Origin of the sequence: uncultured Campylobacter sp., assembly GCF_938045535.1 — a bacterium.
Classification (GTDB): Bacteria; Campylobacterota; Campylobacteria; order Campylobacterales; family Campylobacteraceae; genus Campylobacter_B.
In genome coordinates, this window is record NZ_CALIMQ010000163.1 from 1 (window position 1) to 22,644 (window position 22,644).

Annotated in this window: 22 protein-coding genes and 1 pseudogene; 10 read left to right on the plus strand and 13 right to left on the minus strand. The window is 48.6% G+C overall.

Translation table 11 applies throughout. The annotated features are described in order from the left end of the window. The 4 genes and pseudogenes from Q0095_RS05125 to Q0095_RS05140 all read left to right on the plus strand — a co-directional run. Nucleotides 1-248 (plus strand): annotated as a pseudogene (locus tag Q0095_RS05125) (hypothetical protein); the annotation flags it as partial. Further along, entirely contained in the window at nucleotides 245-1,174 is a 930-nt protein-coding gene (hemC, locus tag Q0095_RS05130) for a hydroxymethylbilane synthase (RefSeq protein ID WP_297881979.1), read from the plus strand. The pseudogene Q0095_RS05125 and the gene hemC, both read left to right, overlap by 4 nt. A 9-nt stretch (nucleotides 1,175-1,183) precedes the next feature. Then, entirely contained in the window at nucleotides 1,184-1,819 is a 636-nt protein-coding gene (locus Q0095_RS05135) for a hypothetical protein (protein ID WP_297881981.1), read from the plus strand. A gap of 144 nt (nucleotides 1,820-1,963) precedes the next feature. Then, nucleotides 1,964-2,107, plus strand: coding sequence for a hypothetical protein (locus tag Q0095_RS05140; protein WP_297881983.1), 144 nt, complete (start codon nucleotides 1,964-1,966; stop codon nucleotides 2,105-2,107). A 265-nt stretch (nucleotides 2,108-2,372) separates the two neighbouring features. On the opposite strand, the gene Q0095_RS05145 is transcribed toward Q0095_RS05140, so the two are convergent. The 6 genes from Q0095_RS05145 to Q0095_RS05170 all read right to left on the minus strand — a co-directional run bounded on the left by Q0095_RS05145 (nucleotide 2,373) and on the right by Q0095_RS05170 (nucleotide 8,360). After that, on the minus strand, nucleotides 2,373-3,353 hold the full coding sequence (locus Q0095_RS05145; RefSeq protein ID WP_297881985.1) for a hypothetical protein: 981 nt from the start codon (nucleotides 3,351-3,353) through the stop codon (nucleotides 2,373-2,375). A gap of 117 nt (nucleotides 3,354-3,470) precedes the next feature. Next, nucleotides 3,471-3,827 (minus strand): MmcQ/YjbR family DNA-binding protein, encoded by a 357-nt coding sequence (locus Q0095_RS05150; RefSeq protein ID WP_297881987.1) that lies wholly within the window; start codon nucleotides 3,825-3,827, stop codon nucleotides 3,471-3,473. After that, nucleotides 3,824-5,026 (minus strand): replication-associated recombination protein A, encoded by a 1,203-nt coding sequence (locus Q0095_RS05155; RefSeq protein ID WP_297881989.1) that lies wholly within the window; start codon nucleotides 5,024-5,026, stop codon nucleotides 3,824-3,826. The genes Q0095_RS05150 and Q0095_RS05155 overlap by 4 nt, the downstream gene beginning before the upstream one ends. Nucleotides 5,027-5,751: 725 nt before the next feature. Next, nucleotides 5,752-6,666 (minus strand): cysteine synthase A, encoded by a 915-nt coding sequence (cysK, locus tag Q0095_RS05160; protein WP_297881991.1) that lies wholly within the window; start codon nucleotides 6,664-6,666, stop codon nucleotides 5,752-5,754. 9 nt (nucleotides 6,667-6,675) lie between these two features. Next, entirely contained in the window at nucleotides 6,676-7,089 is a 414-nt protein-coding gene (locus tag Q0095_RS05165) for an Rrf2 family transcriptional regulator (RefSeq protein ID WP_177387438.1), read from the minus strand. Next, entirely contained in the window at nucleotides 7,089-8,360 is a 1,272-nt protein-coding gene (locus Q0095_RS05170; RefSeq protein ID WP_297881994.1) for an aminotransferase class I/II-fold pyridoxal phosphate-dependent enzyme, read from the minus strand. Before Q0095_RS05170 ends, Q0095_RS05165 begins: the two co-directional genes overlap by 1 nt. A gap of 191 nt (nucleotides 8,361-8,551) precedes the next feature. Between Q0095_RS05170 and Q0095_RS05175 the strand changes: the two genes are divergently transcribed. The 6 genes from Q0095_RS05175 to Q0095_RS05200 all read left to right on the plus strand — a co-directional run bounded on the left by Q0095_RS05175 (nucleotide 8,552) and on the right by Q0095_RS05200 (nucleotide 15,215). Next, nucleotides 8,552-8,911, plus strand: coding sequence for a hypothetical protein (locus Q0095_RS05175; RefSeq protein ID WP_297882019.1), 360 nt, complete (start codon nucleotides 8,552-8,554; stop codon nucleotides 8,909-8,911). Next, nucleotides 8,912-9,826, plus strand: a complete 915-nt coding sequence (locus Q0095_RS05180) for an HAD family hydrolase (RefSeq protein WP_297881996.1) — start codon at nucleotides 8,912-8,914, stop codon at nucleotides 9,824-9,826. It begins immediately after the preceding gene. Nucleotides 9,827-10,713: 887 nt separating this feature from the next. Further along, a complete protein-coding gene (locus tag Q0095_RS05185) occupies nucleotides 10,714-10,959 on the plus strand; it encodes a DUF2018 family protein (protein WP_297881999.1) in 246 nt (81 codons plus the stop codon). Next, entirely contained in the window at nucleotides 10,959-11,951 is a 993-nt protein-coding gene (locus Q0095_RS05190) for a polyprenyl synthetase family protein (protein WP_297882001.1), read from the plus strand. Before Q0095_RS05185 ends, Q0095_RS05190 begins: the two co-directional genes overlap by 1 nt. Continuing rightward, a complete protein-coding gene (gene hemA / locus Q0095_RS05195; RefSeq protein WP_297882003.1) occupies nucleotides 11,951-13,507 on the plus strand; it encodes a glutamyl-tRNA reductase in 1,557 nt (518 codons plus the stop codon). The genes Q0095_RS05190 and hemA overlap by 1 nt, the downstream gene beginning before the upstream one ends. Continuing rightward, nucleotides 13,497-15,215, plus strand: a complete 1,719-nt coding sequence (locus Q0095_RS05200) for a proline--tRNA ligase (protein WP_297882005.1) — start codon at nucleotides 13,497-13,499, stop codon at nucleotides 15,213-15,215. Before hemA ends, Q0095_RS05200 begins: the two co-directional genes overlap by 11 nt. A 618-nt stretch (nucleotides 15,216-15,833) precedes the next feature. Here the strand turns inward: Q0095_RS05200 and Q0095_RS05205 are convergent. From Q0095_RS05205 to ilvB, 7 genes are all read right to left on the minus strand, one after another. Next, nucleotides 15,834-16,472: a DUF417 family protein gene (locus Q0095_RS05205; RefSeq protein ID WP_297882006.1), complete on the minus strand. Its 639-nt coding sequence runs from the start codon at nucleotides 16,470-16,472 to the stop codon at nucleotides 15,834-15,836. A gap of 503 nt (nucleotides 16,473-16,975) precedes the next feature. Further along, nucleotides 16,976-17,443 (minus strand): hypothetical protein, encoded by a 468-nt coding sequence (locus Q0095_RS05210; RefSeq protein ID WP_297882008.1) that lies wholly within the window; start codon nucleotides 17,441-17,443, stop codon nucleotides 16,976-16,978. Nucleotides 17,444-18,038: 595 nt separating this feature from the next. Further along, nucleotides 18,039-18,617, minus strand: a complete 579-nt coding sequence (locus Q0095_RS05215; protein WP_297882010.1) for an NAD(P)H-dependent oxidoreductase — start codon at nucleotides 18,615-18,617, stop codon at nucleotides 18,039-18,041. A gap of 94 nt (nucleotides 18,618-18,711) precedes the next feature. Further along, nucleotides 18,712-19,350, minus strand: coding sequence for a Type 1 glutamine amidotransferase-like domain-containing protein (locus Q0095_RS05220; RefSeq protein ID WP_297882012.1), 639 nt, complete (start codon nucleotides 19,348-19,350; stop codon nucleotides 18,712-18,714). A gap of 361 nt (nucleotides 19,351-19,711) precedes the next feature. After that, entirely contained in the window at nucleotides 19,712-20,662 is a 951-nt protein-coding gene (lpxD, locus tag Q0095_RS05225; RefSeq protein ID WP_297882014.1) for a UDP-3-O-(3-hydroxymyristoyl)glucosamine N-acyltransferase, read from the minus strand. 31 nt (nucleotides 20,663-20,693) lie between these two features. Then, entirely contained in the window at nucleotides 20,694-21,164 is a 471-nt protein-coding gene (gene ilvN / locus Q0095_RS05230; RefSeq protein ID WP_177389272.1) for an acetolactate synthase small subunit, read from the minus strand. A 2-nt stretch (nucleotides 21,165-21,166) separates the two neighbouring features. Next, nucleotides 21,167-22,644: biosynthetic-type acetolactate synthase large subunit (gene ilvB, locus Q0095_RS05235; RefSeq protein WP_297882017.1), on the minus strand; the 1,478-nt coding region annotated here is incomplete at its 5' end.

Below are 22,644 nucleotides of genomic sequence, written 5' to 3' on the forward strand. Positions count from 1 at the left end.
TCGTCGTAGGCGGCGTTTTTCTCATTGCACCTGGCATTTTCGGCGATATTTTGGGCGTTTGCATAATCACTGCGTCGTTTTACTGCGTCACCAGCGACGTGCCTAAATTTAACGCTAGCAGCGAAAATTCCGAAAAAAGCGAACGAAAATTCTGGCGACGCCACCGCGCAAGCGACGACGTCATCGACGTTGAGGTGATCGAAGAGAACGAAATCGAGATTCGAAAAAGCATAGGAGAGGAAAAATGAAAAATTTGATCATCGCTACGCGCGGCAGCGTGCTTGCACTATGGCAGAGCAAACATATCGCATCGCTACTTAACGCCCGCGGCATCCAAGCGCAGCTAAAAAGCATGAAAACCAAAGGCGATAAAATTTTAGATACGCCGCTTGCAAAGATCGGCGGCAAGGGGCTTTTTACAAAGGAGCTTGAGGAGAGTATGCTTCGCGGCGAAGCACATATCGCCGTGCATAGCCTAAAAGACGTGCCCGTGGAGTTTCCGCAAGGACTCGTGCTGGCGGCGATCTGTGCGCGCGAGGACGCGCGCGATGCGATGATCAGTGAAAAATACTCTAAATTTGATGAGCTACCTCGCGGCGCAAAAGTCGGCACCACGAGCCTTCGCCGCAAGATGCAGCTGCTTAGCATGCGACCTGATTTAGAGGTGATCTCCTTGCGCGGCAACGTCCAAACCCGCTTGCGAAAGCTCAAAGACGGAGAATTCGACGCGATCATCTTAGCGATGGCGGGCATCAACCGATTAAATTTACGCGCCGAAGTGAGACACGTAGCGCCCTTTGAAATCTCGCAGATGATCCCTGCGATGGGGCAAGGAGCGCTCGGCATCGAGGCGGTGGACGAGCCGCAAATCCTGCGCGCGATAGAATTTCTAAAAGACGAACGCGCGATTATCGAAACGACCGTGGAACGGGATTTCGTCAGGGTTTTGGAGGGGGGCTGCCAAGTGCCAATCGGCATCAACGCGCGCCTTGAGGGCGAAAATATCCACATCAGCGCGATAGTGGGCCTGCCCGACGGCAGCGAAAGCATCCGCCAAAGCATCGTCGCGCAAAAATCGCAGTGGCAAATCGTAGGCGTAGAGCTAGCACGCGTTTTTATCGAAAAAGGCGCAAAGCAGCTCCTCGCGCGCGCCGAAGAGATGGCGAGCCTATAAGAAGTCCTAATGCAAAAAGAGCAAATGCCGCTTTTTATAATCAAAGATTATTGGATCAGGATTTATATCGATCTGGGCGTTACTTCGTCCATCGTCATGCTTGTTTTCGAACTCGTCACTAGGGGTATTCACTGGCATTACTGGGTTGGGGTTTGGATTTTAACCTTAATAGGTCTTTTAGGTATAAATAAAAACAAATTTTTAAGCTTCTATCCCGGCAGAATAGAATATAACAAATCCTCCGCAAACCATCAAGAAACGATAGTTACAAAAAAATCTATCGACATGGCGCGTATTGATAAGGTAGCGATTTATAAATTCGTAGATTTTGCGGTAGAAGAATTTAGCTATGATAAAAATATTGGGACCTTTAAAAAGCTTATTTTAACGGCTTTTTCGTGGATATTGTATTTGATGGATTTGATATGCTTTGCCGTTTTACGGCTAAGGGGTAGGATAAAAAGCATAAATTTATATGTCTTAATATTTTTAGACAGCGAAAATGGGGTATTCGTCGGTATCCCGCTTGCGATGTTAAGCGATTTTGAACGAAAAAATTTGGAAAAATATTTAAGAGATGAACTCAAACTAAACCTGGAGGATATCGAGGTTAGAGATAGGCTTTTGAATATAAATTTTATGTAACGCCGCTAGCTTACGTGACGATGTAGAATTTTACGTCGATATGAAATTTCTAAGATTTATGTGGCAAGATGCTAGATAGATCTGAAAGCGGCGAAGTAACGTATAAATTCTATGAAATTTGTACGGTAACAATGCAAAAGATTTATGCTGCTCATCGGTGGGATCACCGATAACTCCGTGGGCTTTTTGCGGGTGCAAGACGAGGCGAACCTGCCGCAAATGAGTCCTAGCGAGTTTATAATGATAGGAAAAATTGCGCCGAATTGGTATCTTTTTAAAACCACATAAAAAGCCGCGCCGCAAGCGAGTTTTGAAGCTTCGCGGCGATCTAAATTTAAAAGCGTTACCCGCAGCTTAACCGCACCGCCGATCAAAAATCGCGCGAATTTTAAATTTAAACAGACGATCTGTAAATTCTGCACGCTGTAAATTTTTAAAGAATTTTAAAAATTTTTTGAAGTCTAAATTTAGACAAAGCGGCGCCAAAGCGCGCCGCGATAAATTTAAACATGGCGCGAAAGAGGCTTAAACATGGCGCTCACAAGCAATACGCTTAAAAACGCCGACCCGGCCCAGGCTTAAACTGCGCAAAGTCCACTCCCGTCGCGTCCAAAACTGCCCGCGAATAAAAATAGAGGCTGTAAAATAACTCATCGTCGTAAAAATGCTCCTCCCAGCGCACCTCGTCGTCCTCGTCGCTCTGCGGCCACAAATATTTTTCCGCAAGCATATCCGAAAAGCTCGCCAGCGGCGCTGCGTGCGAGATCTTATCGGCATCATCGCAAATCTCAATCATAAACGCAAAAAATCCGCCGAGCCGAGCCGCGATAAAGCCCGCCGCTTCGTTTTCGCCGTTTTCGTTTTTTCCGTTTATCTCCGCAACGGCGTTTTGATTATTTTTATTCGCGTTTTTGCCCGCCACAGCGCGAGCCTGCATAAAGATGCGCGCCAAAAACAGCAGCGCAAAAGGGGTTGCGTGCCAAAGCGTACTTTGATGCTCTATCTCGTTAAAAATCTTACTAAGAGCGTCCTGAAGGGCTTTGGTATCAAATTTCTCCCGCTCGCTCGCATCCGAGCTCTTATTCGCCGCGCTCGTTTTAAATTTACTAGCCTGGCTCGCTTTAAATTTTATCGCCGCGCTATTCGCACTCTTAAATTCCGCCTTGCCGCACTTCGCCGCGTCTGTTTTAAGCTCCGTCTCTCCGCCCGCTTTAAATTTCGCAGCCTCGTTATCCGCCTTTTGAAATTTGGACTCGCTCGTTTGCGCTAAATTTACGGAATTTTGCGCCGCGCCGCATCTTGCTGCATCCGTAGAATTTTGCCCTGCGCTGGACTCGGTTGTTGAATTTAACACTCTGTCTAAATTTTGCTCGTCACTCAAGCCGCGCGCCGCATCACAAGCTTCGATTGCCCGCGCGAGTTTCTCAAAAATTTTGGGAAACTCGCTCGCCCTGCCGTAAGCGGTCGTGAGCCTGCTCCACGGCACGTCCTGCACTTTTAAATTTGCGATATATTTCAAATTTTGCTCATTCATTCACGCTCCTTGCGGATATTTTTAAATTTAAACCTCGCGAGCTGCTAAAATCTGCGCTCTCGGTTCAAATTTAGCCTCTTTCGCACGCAAATTTAAACCGAGCCCAGGCGCAAAATTCTACCTCGTAAGCTCCCTACTTTGCTCGATTAGATCCTCGATCTGTTCGCGCGGCACCGCATCAAGGCAGACGCTAATCCAGTGCTTTTTGTTCATATGATAGGCTGCAAAAATTCCCTTTTCATCGCGCAAGATCGCCGCCAAATCGGGCGAAACTTTTAAATTTATCACGTCGCTTGAGCCAGGAAGTGCGCGACCGAGCTTTTCGTTTGCAAGCCCGCGCATCAAAAGTGCAAACCACTTGCGCTTCCCTCCTGCGTGACGAAAAACCGCAAAATTGGGATATTCATCCCACAGATACTCGCCATCCGCACCGTAGCGCTGCTTCATTAGTTTTAGGACGCTGCTGAAGTTCATTCTCGTTCCTTAATATCGATCTTTTCTTTGCGCAATCGCGCCAGCCACTCATCCAGTGTCTTTTCAAAGCCGATACCCTTGCTTTCGTAAAATTTCGCTGCCTCGCTCATATAAGCCTGCTCGACCCAGCCGCCGAAGTCGTGCGGGTATTTATAGTCTGCGATCTGCTTGTCGGAGTTGATGAGATAGCGTGGCGTAGGTAACGGTGCAGCGGAGCGGACGAATTTCAAAGCGGCGTTGATGCCCAAATACGCGGCGTTTGATTTGGGGCTGTGCGCCAGATAGATCGCGCATTGCCCTAAGATAATGCGAGCTTCGGGGTAGCCGATCTTGCTGACGGCAGTTAGCGTGCTGACGGCGATATTTAGGGCGTTTGGATTGGCATTGCCGATATCCTCGCTAGCTAGGATCACCATCCTGCGCGCGATAAAATCCGCGCTCTCGCCCGCATCTATCAGCCTCGCGACGTAATACAGCGCGGCGTCGGCGTCGCTTCCGCGCAGGCTTTTGATCATCGCGCTAGCTAGCTCATAATGCACGTCGTCGCTGCTAACGCCCGCAGCCACGGCATTTGCACGCAGCGTGCGAAGCGTATCCAGCGTAATGGCGCTGTCTGCCAAAAGCGCAAATTCGAGCAGGTTCAACATACTCCTCGCATCGCCGCTACTGGAGTTTAGCAGGTATTTTCGCGCCTCCTCGTCCATCTCAAAGCCGATCTCGCCCTGCACCCGCGCCAAAAGCGCCTCCAAATCCTCGTAGCTAAGCGGCTCGAACCCAAAGATCATCGAGCGTGAGCGGATGCCGCTGCTTAGCACGAACTGCGGATTTTCCGTCGTCGCGCCGATGATGATCGCGGCGTAGTTCTCCATCGGGATTAGCAGCACCTCCTGCTGCGTCTTGCTGAGGCGGTGGATCTCGTCGATGAAAATGAGCGGCTTGATGAGCGAGCCGGCGTGCGAGGATAGAATTTTGCGGATATCCTCGACCTTCAGGCTCGTGGCGTCAAGCTCGTAAAAATCGTAGTTCAGCTCGCTTGCGATCACGCGCGCCATCGTCGTTTTGCCGCTGCCTGCGGCGCCGAAAAATATACTGTGCGGGATGCTGCCTGCAGCGACGAATTTTTTAAAAACCGCTACGATCTTGCCCTGCCCCACGATCTGCTCTAAGTTTTTGGGGCGAAATTTCAAGCTCAAACTCATTTTGCAACCTTAAAAATTTTGCCCCGATGATAGCGTTTTTATGATTAAATTTTGAAATTCGGCTAAATTTAAAGAGCGGTTTGGGTTTTATACGGCGAGGATTTGAAATTTATGCACGGCGCGGACTTAAAATTTGCGCCGCGCAGCGAGCTTAAAAATTTTAGACAGGATTTTAAAAATTTTATGCCGCGCGCGCGAGCTAGCGATATAAAATTTTGCTGAGTACAGATCGCGCAGATTTGGCGGATTAGGCGGCTTTAAATTTAATGTCCTGCGTTTCGCGGTCGCGCCGTCATACATAGCGCGCCCGCAATCAGCTCGGCGCGTAAGATGAAATTTTAAAATTTAGCCCTATTTTAGGGTTAAATTTTATCTCGCGGTGAGCCGCTAAATTAGCAAATCAATAAACGCAAAATCAGCAAAGCTAAAAAATCGTTGCCCTCTCATAAAATCATCGCGTAACCATCGCGACTATCACCTCGCCTGCGCAGAAACTATCGTATTAATCTCGCACCTACGTAACGCGAAAATGTAAAATATAGTCACGCAATCGTCGCAATAATTTGCGCAATCGCGCAAAACTCATCGCGCCAATTCCGGCGTTAGTGTAAAATTTAATCTCGCGAAGCTGCGCGATCGCGTAAAATTTAATCGCACCAAGCTTTGTGCTCGCATAAAATGCGTAAAATTACCGCGCTAACGCCGCACCCACGCAAAACCGCCGCCTATTTGAAAAGCTCGGTAGAAAGATACCTCTCGCCGGTATCGCAGAGGATCGTAACGATCACTTTGCCCTTGTTCTCGGGCTTGGCGGCGAGCTGCGCAGCTGCGTAAACATTCGCGCCGCTTGAAATGCCCACGAGCAGGCCCTCTTTTTGTGCCAGCTGTCTAGCTGCGGCGAACGCATCGTCGTTCTCAACGCTCAAAAAGCCGTCGATGACGCTTCTGTCGAGATTAGCTGGGATAAAATTTGCGCCGATGCCCTGAATTTTATGCCCACCCGCACTGCCGCACGTAAGAAGCGGCGAGCTAGCAGGCTCCACGCCGTAGGCTTTTAGGTTTGGATTTTTAGATTTTAAAAATTTCGCCGTGCCGCTGAGCGTGCCGCCGGTACCAAATCCCGCGACTAAAATATCTACCTTACCGCCGCTTTGCTCCCAAATTTCAGGTCCAGTACTTTGAAAATGCGCCTTTGGATTGCTTGGGTTATCAAACTGACTCGGGATAAAGCTATTTGGAGTGTTCGCCGCTAGCTCATTTGCCCTATCTACCGCGCCTTTCATTCCGAATTTTGGATCGGTTAGCTCGATTTTGGCGCCGAACGCGGCGATGAGCTTTTGGCGCTCGATACTCATCGAGCTTGGCATCGTTAGGATGAGCTTCATACCGAGCTTCGCCGCGATCATCGCAAGCCCTACGCCGGTGTTGCCGCTGGTAGGCTCTATCAAAACGCTATTTTTATCGATCTTACCTGAGCTTAGCGCGTCTTTTACGATCTGCCATGCGATGCGATCCTTGACCGAGTGGCTTGGGTTTAAAAATTCCGCCTTGGCTAGGATGAGGGCATTTTTGCCAAACGTATTGATTCTGACTAACGGAGTATTGCCGATGAGCTCCGTAACATCGTTTGCTATTTTCATATTTTTCCTTTAAATGCTGAAATTTAAATACTGGACGCTTCGCGCCATCATCTCCTCGTAGCTGCTTAGAGGCTCGTTAAATATCTCTGCCAGCTTGACGTCAAATTTCTCAAAAAACGCCCGTAGTCCGGGATCACTCATCTGAATGCTAGTCATCCGCAGATCCTTTTCAAGAGCGGTAAAAATTTCACCGAAAGTAATCTCGCTAGCATCTCTAGCTAGGTGATAGCCGCCGTTTTTACCTTTGATGCTACACACTAGCTTTTCGTTTCTAAGGGTATTTAGAATTTGCTCCAAATAATTCTTAGAAACTCCCGTACGCTCGGCGATCTCTTTTATACTTATCGGCGCTACTTCGCTAGCTTTGGCGATCTGCAAAATCGCAGCCAGCCCATAAACGCCCTTTGTGCTTAAAAGTGCCATTATTTCAGTGCCTCACTAAGATCGGAAATCAAATCGTTCGCATCCTCTATACCCACGCTTAGGCGGATTAAACTCGCAGGCACGCCAGCGCGGTTTAGCTGCTCCTCATTTAGCTGCGAATGCGTCGTGCTCGCAGGATGAGTGATGATCGACTTCGTATCGCCGATATTTGCTACGACGGAGAAAATTTTAACCTTACTAACCGCCTTTAGCGCTGTTTCTTCGCTATCTACGATGAAGCTCATCAGACTGCTTGCATAGCCGTTTTTAAATTTCGCTTTGATCGCGGCATTAAACGGCGAGCTTGCAAGCCCCGGATAATTAACCTGCTTTACCTTCGGATGATTTTGTAAAAATTCTGCTATCTTTAATGCGTTTTGCGAGTGTTTTTGCATGCGAAGCGGCAGTGTTTCAAGCCCCTGGATAAGCTGAAACGCGTTAAACGGCGATAGCGTCGCACCAATATCGCGAAGCAAGGACAAGCGAATCCTAAGCGTATAAATGTCGAAATTATCTACTAAATCCGCATAAACTAAGCCGTGATAGCTCTCATCAGGCTCGTTGAAATGTGCGTAACGCGGATTGCCTTTGAGTTTGGAATTTAATCCTTTGCCCGAAACGATCGCGCCCGCGATGCTAAGACCTTGCCCACTTATATATTTACTAGCGCTGTGGATTACGACATCGGCGCCGTCATCAAGCGGATTGTAAAGCGCAGGACTTGGGATCGTGTTATCCGCAATCGTTACTACGCCGTGCTTATTTGCGATTGTAGCGATTTTAGCGGTATTTGCAACTGAAATTTGAGGATTTGAAAGCGTCTCGAAAAAGATCGCTCTAGTCTTATCGTCGATTAAACCTTCCAAATTATCTGCCGTTTCGGAGTCAAAAACCCTAGCTTCGATACCGAAACGCTTGATCGTGTGCGCCAAAAGCGTAGTTGCACCGCCGTAAATTTTCTCGGCGATGATGATATTTTCGCCCGCTGCGGCTAAATTTGCCACCGCAAAAAATATCGCCGCCTGCCCGCTAGAGACCGCGATTGCGGCTTTGCCGTTTTCCAGCGCCGCAAGTCGCGCCTCAAAAACATCAGTAGTAGGATTTGTCAAACGCCCATAAATTGGTCCTAGATCACGCAGCGCGAAGCGATCGGCGGCCTTTTTGCTAGAACCGAAGTTAAACGCGGTGCTTTGATAAATGGGAACAGCCATCGTGCCGTAGCCGGCGACGGAGTCGTAACCAAAATGAGTTGCGAGGGTTTCTTTTTGCATTTTTGTCCTTTGTAAAAAATTTGGCGAATAATAGCGAAATTTTAAAATAAAGTCAAGTATTTTTATATGATTTTAAAATGCCTATAATACAGGATTTATAGAAAAAATGTTATTAAAATATAGTTTTACAATATGCGTAATTTTGCCAAAATTTCGAATTTTGCTATAATGCGCGCTTTAATTAAGGAAAAATCATGCAAATCAAAGAAAAAGATGAGCGCGTTAAATATATCCGCGCGTTAGAACGCTTCGTAAAATCCGCCGTAGCACTGCTAAAGCGCGAGGATTTCGACGCAGAGCTTTTTGCGAAGCGAATAGCTAAAAACTACGAAATTTTATCTAAAGCGGCCGCCGTAAATTTAGATAGTCCCTACACCAAGGCGCTTGAGAGCTTTGCTAAAAACGTCCTTGATGCTAGCGAGGCAGGACAGATCAGCGATGCCGCGTTTAGATCGGCGCTACAGCATGAAGCAAACGCTCTGCAAAAGCTCAAAAATAATAAGAGTTACAAAAAAGACAAGCACAAAATCGATTTTTTAAAGGATTATTAGATGAAAACCGTGATTTTTGATATGGATGGCACGCTGCTTGACTCTTCGCGCGCGATCGAAATCAGCGTCAATAACACTCGCCGCGAGCTCTACGGCCTAGCGCCGCTACAAAAGAATTTCATCGTCCACACCATCAACGATCCGAGCAAGAACGCCTTTTTGGAATTTTACGGCAAAACCGAAGCGAACGCCGAGGAGCTTGCGTTTTTTGAAAAAGAATTCGTAAGCAATTACCGCGATTTCGCCATGCTTTACGAAGGTATCGAGGATCTTTTGCACTCGTGCAAAAAAGCAGGATTTTTTCTCGCAGTCGCCTCCAATGCGCCTTCCTATACCCTAAGCGCGATCTTAGAAAAGACGGGGGTGCGCAGGCTATTTGATCTGGTCGTAGGCGCGAACGAGCAGATGCCATCAAAACCCAACCCTGCGATGCTGCTACACGTAATTGCATGCTCGCCGCACAAAAACGCGATTTTTTTAGGCGATAGCAAAAAGGATGAGTTAGCCGCGATCCGTGGCGCAGAATTTTTACAAAATTTAGAATTTCAAGGCGGCAATGACGGCGAGAGCTTAAATGCTAGCCGTGGCACTAATAGAAAGAATTTTAGCGCTAGCAGCGGAAGCTTAAGCTCTTGCGGCGAAAATCTTAACGCAGATGAAAAATTCCGCCCTAACGACACAGATGCTGACGGGGCGGCAACACTAAGCTTTAAAGGCGCTAAAATTTCCGCAAAAGCAGAAGCGACGGAAAGCGCACAAGCTGCAGCAGCGCGATGTTTTCAGGCAAACTTGGCAGATCTAAGAGGCGCAAAACTTGAGTATTTGCAGGTATGCTGGGGGTTTGGCGAGCCTAGCGAACTAAGTCGCAATGCCCTAAGCATCACGCAAGCGCGCGAAATCATCGGCGGAATTTAAGCAGCCTAGCTTTTTAGGCATAGCTAATTAAAGTAGTATTGTAGCAGGGTAAAATCACGCTTAGGCTCTTAAAACGGAACAAATTCCGTCCTCGTGCGCAACGTAAGCGAGGTTAAATTTAAAAATAATCCTTGCGCAGAAAATTCCGCTAGCACAAAAACCGGGATTTCATCTGCGCGAGTGGAATTTAAAATTTTAAAAGTAGCTCTTGTGGTGCGCGATTTTATCTGCGTAAAAAATGAAAATCCTATTTGTAAAAGGTGACGGAATTCTAAATTTATAGATACTCTCGCAGATTAATTTAAAATTTGCCTCGAAAACCAGACTTAAAATTTAATGCCAAACGCGATTTTAGCATTCTACCGCATCCATGAAATTTCAAATTCTCGCAAAGCGGCGGAATTTTAAAATTTTAAGAAGCCTGATGCGTGTTGCGCGTACGATTAGATTTTGCATAAGTAGAATTTATCCGCCGCTCAGAAATCAAAATTTTACCGCACAAGCAAAGCAAAAATCCTCTCCGCCTACGCGAAATTCAAGAATTTTACCGCTTAAGCAAAGCGGAATTCTATCCACTCAAGCGAAACCTAAAATTTCACTCGCGCCAAAGAATTTTAAAATTTCCGCAAAAAAATAAAGCTGCTTATCTGTAAATTTAAAATTCCGCCTTCTGCAAAGCTTCGCGTTTAATCCGCCACGCGACCAAGATTAAATTTTAAAATTTATGAGATTCAAAGCCCAAAATCCCGCGCTTAAGCTTAAAATTTATCACACGCAAGCGCAAAATCTGTGCAAGCGCTCCTGTTTAAAAACCCCGATAGTTTGCCGCGCCCTAACCTAAATTAAATTTTACATTTGCTATAATCGCGAAATTTTAAGGAAGGTAAATGGATATTTTTGAAGGCAGCCCAAGAGAGAAATTTTTTGAAATTTTATCCGCTGCAAGCCCTACTTTGGTGCAAAACGAAATCGAAGAAGCTCTAATCCGCCTAATCGCCTGTGAGCGGCTCTGCGAAGCGCGCGGCATTAGCGAGCGCGAGATCGAAAGCTTCATCGCGCAGCAGGATCTACAAGACGAGCTAAACGACAAATTTTTGCAAATAAGTGGAAATATCCTAAGCAATAACGAATAATGCAAGATCAAATCGATTTAATTATGAAAAGCTTCATCGCAGACTGCGGATATGAGCCCGCTAACAAGATGTTTGATAGGCTAAGCCCAGGTAAAAAACTGCGCTCTAAGCTGCTGCTAAACATCGCACAAAAGGACGAAAAATCACTGCGTCTGTGCGCTATCATCGAGCTCATTCAAGCTGCGAGCCTACTGCACGACGACGTCATCGACGAAAGCTCTGTGCGACGCGGCAAACCCTCGATCAACGCCACTTACGGCTCCAAAAACGCCGTGATGCTGGGCGACATACTCTATTCCAAGGCATACTTCGAGCTTTCTAAATTTGAAAGCCGCATCGCCGCTGCGCTTTCGGGCGCCGTTACAAAACTGGCCGTGGGCGAGCTGATGGACGTGAGCTTAAGCAACGATTTCAACGACGATGCGAGCAAATATCTGCAAATGATCTATCTAAAAACCTCCGCTTTGATCGAAGAGGTCGCACGCTGCGGGGCGTTTTTAAAATTCGACGGCGCAGAAAATCGCGGCGAAATTTCAGATATGAGCGGCACAAAAAACGAGGGAGAAATTCCAAGTGCCGCGAAAGATCATGATGAAATTTCAAGCGCGAGCGCGAAATTCGGCGAATACGGCAAAAACCTTGGGCTTGCCTTTCAGATCATCGACGACATCTTAGACGTCACGCAAAGCTCAGAAGCGCTCGGTAAGCCGAGCTTGAGCGATTTCGCGGAGGGTAAAACCACCCTGCCCTACATCTATTTATACGAAAATTTAGATGATTCGGAACGTCAAAAGCTAAAATCGTTTTTTAAAAAGCAGTTGCGCGAGAGCGAAATTTCATGGATCAAAGCGAAGCTTAGCGAGCACGGCATTATCGAGCGCTGTATAAACGAAGCTCGTGCCTACGGGCAAAAGGCGCTCGAAGCCGTGGCGGAATTTAAAAACGACAAGCTGGAGCAAATCGTGCGAGATATGATAGATAGGGAGTTTTGATGGCGTATATGAGCGTGAGCTTCACCCACAAAAACACGGACATCACGGTGCGCGAGAAACTTTCGTTTTCAAACGACGTGCGCAAGAAAGAAATTTTGCGCCTTTTGGCTTCGAACTCCGCGATAGAGGAGTGTTTGGTGCTAAGCACCTGCAACCGCGTAGAAATTTTTACCGTCGTAAGCGACTTTGGCGAAGCGCAAAAATTCGTGCTTTTGGCGCTTTCGCGCATTAGCGGCGTGAGCTTTGAAGAGTTGCAAAACCTAGCCGACATATATGAGGATCGTGGCGCGATACACCACCTTTTCGCCGTCGCAGCATCTCTTGATAGCCTCGTAGTGGGCGAAACACAGATCGTAGGTCAGCTCAAAGATGCCTATAAATTCGCAATGCAAAACGCCTACGCAGGCACTGCCATCGCCGCAGCCATAGACGAAGCGCTAAAGTGCGCGGCGCGCATCCGCAACCAAACCGAAATTTCAAAAAATCCGATCTCGGTCTCAAGCGTCGCCGTGGCGATGGCAAAGGAAAAACTGGGCTCCTTGCAGGGCGCGGACGCCGTGGTAGTGGGCGCGGGAGAGATGAGCGAGCTAGCGTGCAAACACCTGCTCGCAAGCGGCGCGAATATCACGATCTTAAATCGAAATTTAGCCGGTGCGCAGAGGCTAGCCGCCTCGCTACTTAGCGAGAATTCCTTGGATACGAAAAATTGCGCGGATGAAAATCCCGGCACAGGAAAAAATTCGGACGGCTTAAATTCCGGAAATGTCGCGAATTTCGCGGGCGAAAATGTCGCGCAAAAACAAAATTCCAAAGACGGCGTAAATTTTAATAAAGAGACTTTTGCAGACAGCAATGAATCTCGCATAGCAAGCGAAAATCCCAAGGACGATAAAAATTCCACCGCCTGCGCAAATTCCTCCGCGCAGGTACAATCCCGTATTAAAATCGATAGCCTTGATAATCTCAAAAAATATCTAAACGTAAATAGCCTATTTTTCAGCGCTACGGGCTCGCAAGAGCCGATCATTACCGATAGCTTGTTAGAGCCCAAAAGCTTTAAACGATATTTTTTCGATATCGCCGTGCCGCGCGACGTGGAGCTTAGCCAGAGCGAGGATATTGAAGTTTACAGCGTCGATGATCTGGAGGAGATCGTAAAGAAAAATTTGCTGCTTCGCGAGGAGCAGGCGCAGATCGCTTACTCGATCGTGGCAAAATGCACGAATGAGTTTTTCAAATGGCTGAGGGCGGCGGCATCCACGCCGATCATCAAGGCTTTGCGTCAAAGCGCGAAACAAGTAGCCGAGCTAGAGCTAGCCAAGGCGCTTAAAAAGGGTTATCTAAAGCATAGCGATGCGGAGGAAGCGCGCAAGCTGATCCATCAGGTTTTTAAAGCGTTTCTGCACGTTCCGACGGTAAATTTGAAAAACCTTGGCGAAGCGGATGATGAGGGCGGCACGGTAAACGCGCTGGTTGAAATTTTTGAACTGCAAGAAAACTACGAAAAATTTTTAAATCAAGAAAACGAGAAAAAGGACAAACAAAATGAAATTTAGTAAGCTTTTCGCTCCGAGCCTAAAAGAGGCCCCCAGAGACGCGGTACTACCTAGCCACGCGCTTTTGATCCGCGCGGGATTTATCGAGCAGCTGGGCAGCGGGCTTTATAATTTTTTGCCGCTAGGAAAGATAGTGCTAGAGCGGATCTGCGCCGTCATCAGGCAGGAGATGGACGCTGCGGGCGCGCAAGAGGTTTCTTTTAGCGTCGTGACGTCTGCGGATGCGTGGAAAAAAAGCGGTCGCTACGCCAAATACGGTAAGGAGCTGCTGCGCTTCAAAGACCGCAAGGATAACGACTTCGTGCTAAGCCCAACCAACGAGGAGGCGGCGGTTTTGATGGTAGCGGATAAGATCACGAGCTACAAGCAGCTGCCGCTAAATATCTATCAGATCAATACGAAATTCCGCGACGAGGCGCGCCCTCGCTTTGGGCTTCTGCGCGGACGCGAGTTTACGATGAAGGATGCTTATAGCTTCCACGCGGATGCTGCGGATATGAAGCGTGAGTTTGAGGTGATGAGGCAGGCGTACTCGCGGATTTTTACGCGACTGGGGTTAAATTTTCGCGCGGTCGATGCGGACAGCGGCGCGATCGGCGGCAGCGGCAGTAAGGAGTTTATGGTGCTAGCGGATAACGGCGAGGACGATATCGTCGTGTGCAAGCGCTGCGAGTATGCCGCAAATATCGAGGCTGCGCGCCGTGCGCCCAAAACCACGAACGCCGCCGCGCCCGAGACCGACGGCATGATGAAATTTAAAACCCCCGCGATGAAAACTATCGACGCGGTGGCGGAATTTTTCAAAGTGGATAAATTCTACACCATCAAAGCGGTGATCAAAAAAGCGCTATACGAGGATCGTAGCGAGATCGTAGCGTTTTTTATCCGCGGCTGCGACGAGCTGCAAGAGACCAAGGCGCAAAACGCCTGCGCCGCGCTTGAGCTAGTCGATGCTAGCGAGGAGGAGATCGCGCAAGCTGGCTTTACGGCGGGCTTTTGCGGACCTTTCGGGCTCGGCGAGGGAGCGAAATTTTACATCGACGCCGAGCTAAAAGGAGCGCGCGAGATGATCGCGGGCGCGAACGAGCCGGATTACCACTACGTGGGCGCTAGCGTGATAAATTTTAACGAATCGCGCTTTGCGGATCTCGCCGCCGTGGGCGAAGGCGACGCGTGTCCGTGCTGCGGCGGCGAGCTTGGCATCACGAAAGGCATCGAGGTGGGTCATATCTTTCAGCTCGGCACGCGATATTCCGAGCCGATGGGGGCGCGATTTTTGGACGCAAACGGTAAGGCTCGTGCGTTTTTCATGGGCTGCTACGGCATCGGCGCAAGCCGCCTTATCGCCGTGGCGATCGAAAGCAGCCACGATGAGCGAGGCTGCATCTGGCCGCGCGAGCTGGCGCCTTTCGAGCTTGAGATCATCATTTCAAATCACAAAGACGCGGCTACGGTAGAATTTGCCGAGAAACTGTACGAGCAGTGCCGCGAGCGTGGAATTCGCGTGCTACTTGATGATCGCGCGGAGCGTTTCGGCGTGAAGATGAACGACTTCGAGCTGATGGGCTTTCCGTACGCGGTGCTCGTGGGCAAAGCCCTAGCGGAGGGAAGCGTCGAGTTCATCACCCGCGCAGGCCTAAAGCGGCAGAGCGTAAGCGCGGATGAAATTTTAAAATTTATAGAGACAAAATTAGCCGAGAAAAATTAGTAAGCGCGTGAAATTTAGCCCTAAATTTGAGCTAAATTTTATAATAAAAAATAGAATTAGCTCTCTAAATTCGCCGCTTTGATCGTGCCCTTCAATATCTGTGCAGAGCAATACCCAATCATGCATTGCCTCCTGCTTTGAAATTTTTTACAAGCGCCTATTGATATGTGACTCTCAAAAACAGCTCGACCGGCTTTGACCGAGAGGGCATTTAATCTCCAAAATGCAGAACTCCTACCTGCGCCTATCCGCGCCTATCGGTGCAGATTTCAGCGCATCCGTCGGCACCGAATTTGACTGCAAAATTTATGCGAGCACGGCTTTTAAATCTATATTTATTACAAAATTTTACATTGTCGCATAAAAGCACGGGCTACATCGCGCTCAATTAAGACGCCGCGAGGAGCAAATCGGAGAATTTAGAGAGGTGGCCGCAATTAAGCTCTTTTGCTTCAAAGAAAATTAGACCGCAGATTAGCGCATTGCGAAGCGCAACGGCGAAATTTAATGCTGCGTATTTTAGCTTATAGACAAAACTGCCGGAGCGTTAAATTTAGCGCTCGCGGCGGTAAAATTTAGCCCTGCGCCCGCCGCGAGGTAGAATTTTAGCTTTATAATTTACTTCGAAAGACTTTGTAGCCACCTTTTAGCCGCATCCGCAGCCGCTATCAAACCGCCGCACATCATTATCAGATCCTTTATCACCAGCCTGCCCGCGCCCGAGAGATACGGGAAGCCGTGGTTCGGGCTCTCTGTTATGCCGAGGGCGGGATTGCCCAAATTCGGCACCCAGGTTTCGGGCGTCGTTATCAAAAACGATAGCGTAACGATAGCCATACCGAAGGTCAAAAGTCCGCCTACGACGCCAATTTTTGGGAACCATATGCCAAGCAGCATCAAGATGCCGATCGAGCAAATCGTCGCGCCGATAATGTAAGAAGCCGTGTAGGTGCCGTTTGATTTATGCCATTTGATATTATCCGGCACGACCAATCCTTCGGGGTTTTTGTGCAGATTATACTCTGCGACCATTTTGCCCTTGCCGTTGTCGACTATGTCTTTATTTTTCATCAGATAGCTGAAAAACGGGCTGTTCGTAACGAAGGGCACGATGCCGTCCGCCTCATACTGCACGACTTTTAGGCCGCCTATCCAGATCATGACGACGAAAATTACAAACCTGATGCAATTTACAAATATGCTTTGCGAATTGGACAGGCAATTAAGCACCTTATATAGGAGGGAATTTTGATCCATCTGTGTTTCCTTTGCGATAAAATTGATGCGATAGTTTATCAAAAGTGGGTTAAATAAGTCAATAGTTTTTATAAAATAATATTAATAGTATTGTAAAAAATTTTATCAAGTGCGTATAATTTTGGATCTATTTGCAGATCTTTTAGCCTCCGGATCGATTGCCTTTGGCGAGTTTTATTAAATTTTGATCAAATCCTGCTTTGAAATTTTAAAAAATATCTCGAGCTAGCGCAGAATGAACCCAGTAAGACGCTTGTGAGATAGATGAGCAAAACATACAGCGCGAATAAACAAGGCTTGCGACATAGATGCACAAGTGCTCATAATGCCGATTTATGGGTAATCGCGGGCTTTGCGTTAAAATTTCGCCTAAATCCTTACTCTTTAAATTTCATGCGCACAATTTTGCTATTTTCGGTCAAATTTTATCCAAGCAGCCGCTTATTTTTTACTCGCTAAATTTTGCTTTATTACCTATCTAGATCTTGCCCAAGCTTTTCCGGTTAAAATTTTATCCAAAATGCGGCAAGCTCGTAGCCGCGGGGCTCGCCCAACCCGCTCAAGCTTTCAAACGCAAGCGTAACGCCGCTGCTTAAGTCTAGCTTCAAACCCTCATCCGTTGCGCGCTCGCGATACTCTATCCGCTCACGATTTAAAGCGTCTTTTGCCGCCGCAAGATCGATGGGAGCAGGACAGCCCGATAATATCCAAGGCTCTATTTCGATTTGCCCCGCCCTGCCGCCGCCGAAATCCAAAGGCTCGCTTCTGAAATGATCCGAAAAAATCATAAAAATTTCGCTCCGAAAAAAGTGAAACTCAAAGGCGCCGTATCTTAAAATTTCAGCCCCCGCGCTCTTAAAGCTCGTGTCTGCGGGGCCAAATATCGAGGCGATCTGCGCGCAGCTCAAGCCGCTTCCTACGCCTGCAAACTCGCCCGAACGAAAGAATTTAAGCATATCGATTTTTAGCATCTCTTCCCCTGTAAACACACATCGCACCTCTTAAAGCCACTAGCAGCACTGAACGGCACGCTAATAGTTACACGAGCCAGCCATCGCGCTCATCCACCGCTTAGGCACTCGCTGACATGGCACTAACGAGCAATGGCAAGCCAGACGCGTACATCACATAAAAGTGCGCCGCGTAAAATTTTATCTCGCGCCGAGCTAAAATACAGCGCATTTGCAAAATTTAAAACGATCGCAAAATGCCACGTCGTTTCGCAAGTTTTATTTCGCACTGACTTAGAAGCTGCGACAGCCATATGAAATTTTATATAGTAACCGCATAAATCGCGCGTCGCAAGAGTTGAAATTTCACGCCGCAACGCCGCAAATTTCACACCTCCCGCACATCACGCAGTATCAATCAGCCGAGCAAAGCTCGAATCTCGCGATTTACGAAAACCTCGCGCATCGCAAGCCACACTCGAACAAGTACTGCTTGGCATTATTTTAAAATTTCACAAGCGCCGTAATATCCGGCTTAAGAAGCGATCTTATAAATCCGCTTTAGCTCATCTGGCACTGTACTACGAGCAGATAAACTCGTTTGAGTCCGTTAAAGCTAGCCGAAAACCCTTTTTAAATGCGCTTCGTAATCTCTCATAAAACGCTCTACGTCCGGGTTTTTAACGACGTCGTTGCACATAAAAGTAGGCAGCCTTTTCGTGCCTAAAAACTCATTTGCCTTATGAAAATGCAGATAAACGCCGTCTACGCCCGCGCCCTCGAAAAAATCGCCCGGCTTCTCAAACGCCTGAAGCGGCGCATTCCAAGTAACGCTTAGCATGTGCGATTTGCCCTTTATCAGTCCGCCCGTGCCGTAGCCGTCGTTTGGGCTTGCGCTGTGCCGCCCGTCGTTTGCCACTATCTTGCCTATGCCGCCCATAAACACCTCGTCGATATATTTTTTGACTAGCCAAGGCTCGCCCATCCACCACGCGGGCATCTGCCAGATCACGGCATCCATCCATAGAAATTTTTCTACCTCGCCCTCTATATCGTAGCCCTCATGTATCGTAGTTTCGCGCGTTTCGTGTCCTAGAGCCTGCAGCGTCTTTTTGGCTAACTCGTGCAGCGTCTTGCTTAGCTTGCCGCCATTGCCGTTAAACGGTGCTCCGCCGTTGATAAGTAATATTTTCATTTTGATCCTTTTGATTAAATTTATTCGTTAGCGGCTTGCCGCGCCTAAATTTAAATTCTGCCTTGCGCCTTATGCGCGAACGCAAGCGCAAATTTCACTTTCGCGTCGCAGTTTCGCGCCCCAAAATTTCAAATTTATCGCCGTGTACTGCGATCGCCTCGGCGTTATTTATCGGCACCAATTTTAACTTGCCGCCGTAAGCTTTTAAAATTTTAGCCGTGCTTTGCACGAATGGCTCCTCGCCGTAGTGTACTACTGGATAGAATTTAACAAGATCTAGCCCAGTTTGCACTGCTACTAATTCACTACCACTCGCATTGTCCATCGCGCTCGCGTACTCCACGCTAGGAGCCGCGATCATCGCGCCTGCCGACTCGCCCACGTACACGAGCTCGCCGCTTCGGACGCGACCGGCGATGAGGGTTACCAGATCCTTCTTTTTAAGCTCGCGCAAAAGATAAAATGTGTTGCCGCCGCTTACGTAAAGCACCTGCGCTGCGCCGATCTTTGCCTTCGCTTCGGCCTCGCTCGCTTTGGAAACGTCTAAAATTTGAGCCTCAAAGCCCATTTTGGCAAACGCCTCTTTCGCCTCGTCCACGTAGCCTCGGTACTCCTCTACGTTTGCCGCAGTCGGGATGAAAAGCACCTCTTTAGCGCGGATATTTTGTCTCGCATAGTCCTCAAAAAGCGTCGCCGCGCCCGCAAAATAGGAGCATAAAAACATCTCTATCATTGTTTTTCCTTTAATTAAATTTGCGCTGATTTAAAGCGCTCGTAAAGCTTGGCCACAATGACTGCGAGCAATGCGACCCAAACTAGCAGAGTAAATTCTACCGCGCCCACAAAGCAAGCGCACGACAAAAAACGGCGCGGGCGGAATTCTGTCGATAAAAGGGCAAAATTTACCGCCGCAGCAGTTTGCAAACTATGCAAAAACCGAACGCAGCGCAAACCACTCCACAATCGCCAACTTCCTGACGGTTTCAAACTTCACTAAAACGACGCGAACCGATCAAATCGAGCTGGCTAGAGGAGTCGATCAGAGCGAACGATCAAATCAAGCCGATCGACCGAACCGATCAAGGCAAGTCAGGCTAGTGCTTTTTATCTTTAAAAAATCTGACGATCTTAGCTTGCAGCTTAAACCACTCGCTAAGCTCCATTATAGGATGCCCTGCGTAGTTTTTGCCACCCGCTAAATCCTTGCTTATGCCGCCGCGCGCCGCGATCTGAGCGAAATCGCCCACGCTTACGTGCCCGCCGCTGCCGCTCTGTCCGCCCATCACGACGTTGCGTCCAAGCGTCGTCGAGCCCGCAAGCCCCACCTGAGAGACGATGAGGCAGTTTTGCCCAAGCTCGCAGTTGTGCCCGATCTGAACGAGATTGTCGATCTTGCTGCCGCGCTTAACGATCGTCGAGCCAAATACCGCGCGATCGATCGTCGTGCACGCGCCGATCTCGACTTCGTCTTGCAGCACGACGTTGCCGTTGTGATAAATTTTAACGTGCTCGCCCGTTTTTGTGTGCGCGTAGCCGAAGCCGTCGCTTCCGATGACGGCGTTTGCGTGGATCACGCAGCGCTCGCCGATGATCGCGTCATTGTAGATGACGGCGTTTGCGTGGATCACGCAGCCGCTTCCGATATGCACGTCATCGCCGATATACGCGCCGCTTAAAATGACGCAATTCTCGCCGATCGTAGAATTTACGCCGATATGCACGCCCTGCCCGATCTGAGCGTTGGCGGCGATCTTTGCGGGCGCGCCGCTGCGAATGAGCGGCTTAGCAAAATGCGCGCTTAAGATCGCAAAGGCTAGGTGCGGATTTTCGCACTCTAGCACTCGCACGCCGCTTGGGGCTGCGGTGCCGCACTTTACCAGCACGGCGGCTGCTTTGGTGGCGGATAAAAATTTCTCGTTTTTGTCGCTGTCGCAGTAGCTCAGCTCGCTTTGCCTTGCGTTTTGAAGCGAATTTATCGCGGTGATCTCCGCGTCCGCTCCGCTAAGCTCTATATTTAAAATTTCGGCAATTTTTGATAATTTCATTTACGCTCCTTTGATTAAATTTTATCGCCGCTTACATATCCAGCGCGACGCTGCCGCCGCGGACGACGTCGATCGGATTGTATTTTTTTATCGTCTTTAAAAATCCGTCGATGCGGTCTGCGTCGTCGCACGCCATGATGACGATCTTGCTGTCGTCGCTGTTTGCGATGCTGCCGTTGTAGGCTTTTAAAACCGCATCAAGCCCCGCTAAATTTTCGCCCAGCGCGATCTTTACCAAAACCATCTCCTTTTCGACGAATTTTGCATCATCGATGACTTTGTAGACGGGGATCAGCTTATGAAGCTGCTTAGTGATCTGCTCTATGACGCGCTCGTCGCCCGAAGTGACGATGCTAAGGCGCGATAGACCGGTATTTGGAATCGGCGCAACGGTGAGGGTGTCGATATTATAGCCGCGCCCCGCAAAAAGCCCCGAGATCCGCGACAAAACGCCGTGCTCATCGGTAACGACGACCGATATTACTCTTCTTATGCTATTCATCTTTACGACTCCTGCTCAAAAATCATATTATAAAGCGCGCCGCCTGCGGGTACCATCGGCCAGACGTTTTCGAAGCGATCGATCTTAGCCTCGATGACGCTTACCTTTTTACTCGCAAGAGCCTGCTTCAGCGCATCTTCAAATTCCGCTTTGGTGCTAACGCTAAAGCCCACGCCGCCGAAGCCCTCCGCAATTTTTACAAAATCAGGTTGCGAGCTAAGATCGGTCGATGAGAAGCGCTGCCCGTAAAATAGGCTCTGCCACTGCCGCACCATGCCTAAGAAATTGTTGTTTAATACGATATTTACGACGTTTAGGCCGCTCGCGCTCGCAGTCATCAGCTCTTGGATATTCATCAAAATCGAGCCGTCGCCGCTGAAATTTATAACCGGTCTATCTCCCGCATAGGCCTTCGCGCCCAATGCCGCAGGAAGGCCGTATCCCATCGTGCCCTGCCCGCCGCTACTTAGCAGAGTGCGCGGCTTGCAAAACGGATAAAACTGTGCGACCCACATCTGATGCTGCCCCACGTCCGTAGCGATGATAGCATCCTCGCCAGCGATTTTTGCGGTACTTTGTATAATCCACTGCGGCTTTAAAATTTCATCGCTGTCGTTAAATTTAAGCGGGTGAATTTCATCGTATTTGCGGATGAGCTCGCGCCACTGCTCAAAATTTGCAGGGCTAACCTCGCTTTTGATGCGCGGCAACATCTCCTCTAGCACCGATTTAACATCGCCCACGATCGGATAATCCGCGTTTATGATCTTTGAGATCGAGCTAGGATCGATATCTACGTGGATGATCTTTGCGTTTTTGCCGAATTCACTTAGCTTTCCGGTGACGCGATCGTCAAATCTCGCGCCCAAGCAGATTATCAGATCCGACTCGCTAAGTGCCATATTTGCGGCGTAGCTGCCATGCATACCGACCATACCGAGGCGGTTTCTATCATCGCTTCGCATAGCCCCCAGCGCCATAAGGGTTTCAACGACCGGGATCTGCGCAAACTCGCTAAGCTCGCGCACCAGCTCGCTTGCGCCGGCACTGATGACGCCGCCGCCGATGTAGAGGATAGGCTTTTTGCAGCTTGCGATTAACTCGACGGCTTTTTTGATCTGTTTAGAATTTCCCTTATAATTCGGCTTGTAAGTTTGCATCTTGATTTCGCCAGGATATTCGAAAACGCCCAGCTTCGCCGTTACGTCCTTCGGCACATCGACATGAACGGGTCCCGGTCTGCCGCTGCGAGCGATATAAAAGGCTTCTTTTAAAATTCTAGGCAGCTCTTCGATCGTTTTTACCAGATAGTTATGTTTGACGCAGGGGCGCGAAATTCCGATCGCATCGATCTCTTGAAAGGCGTCGGTACCGATAAGCGATGTCGCCACCTGCCCGCTGATAAGCACGATCGGGATGCTATCGCTATACGCCGTAGCAAGCCCTGTAAGTGCGTTCGTAAATCCAGGACCGCTCGTGA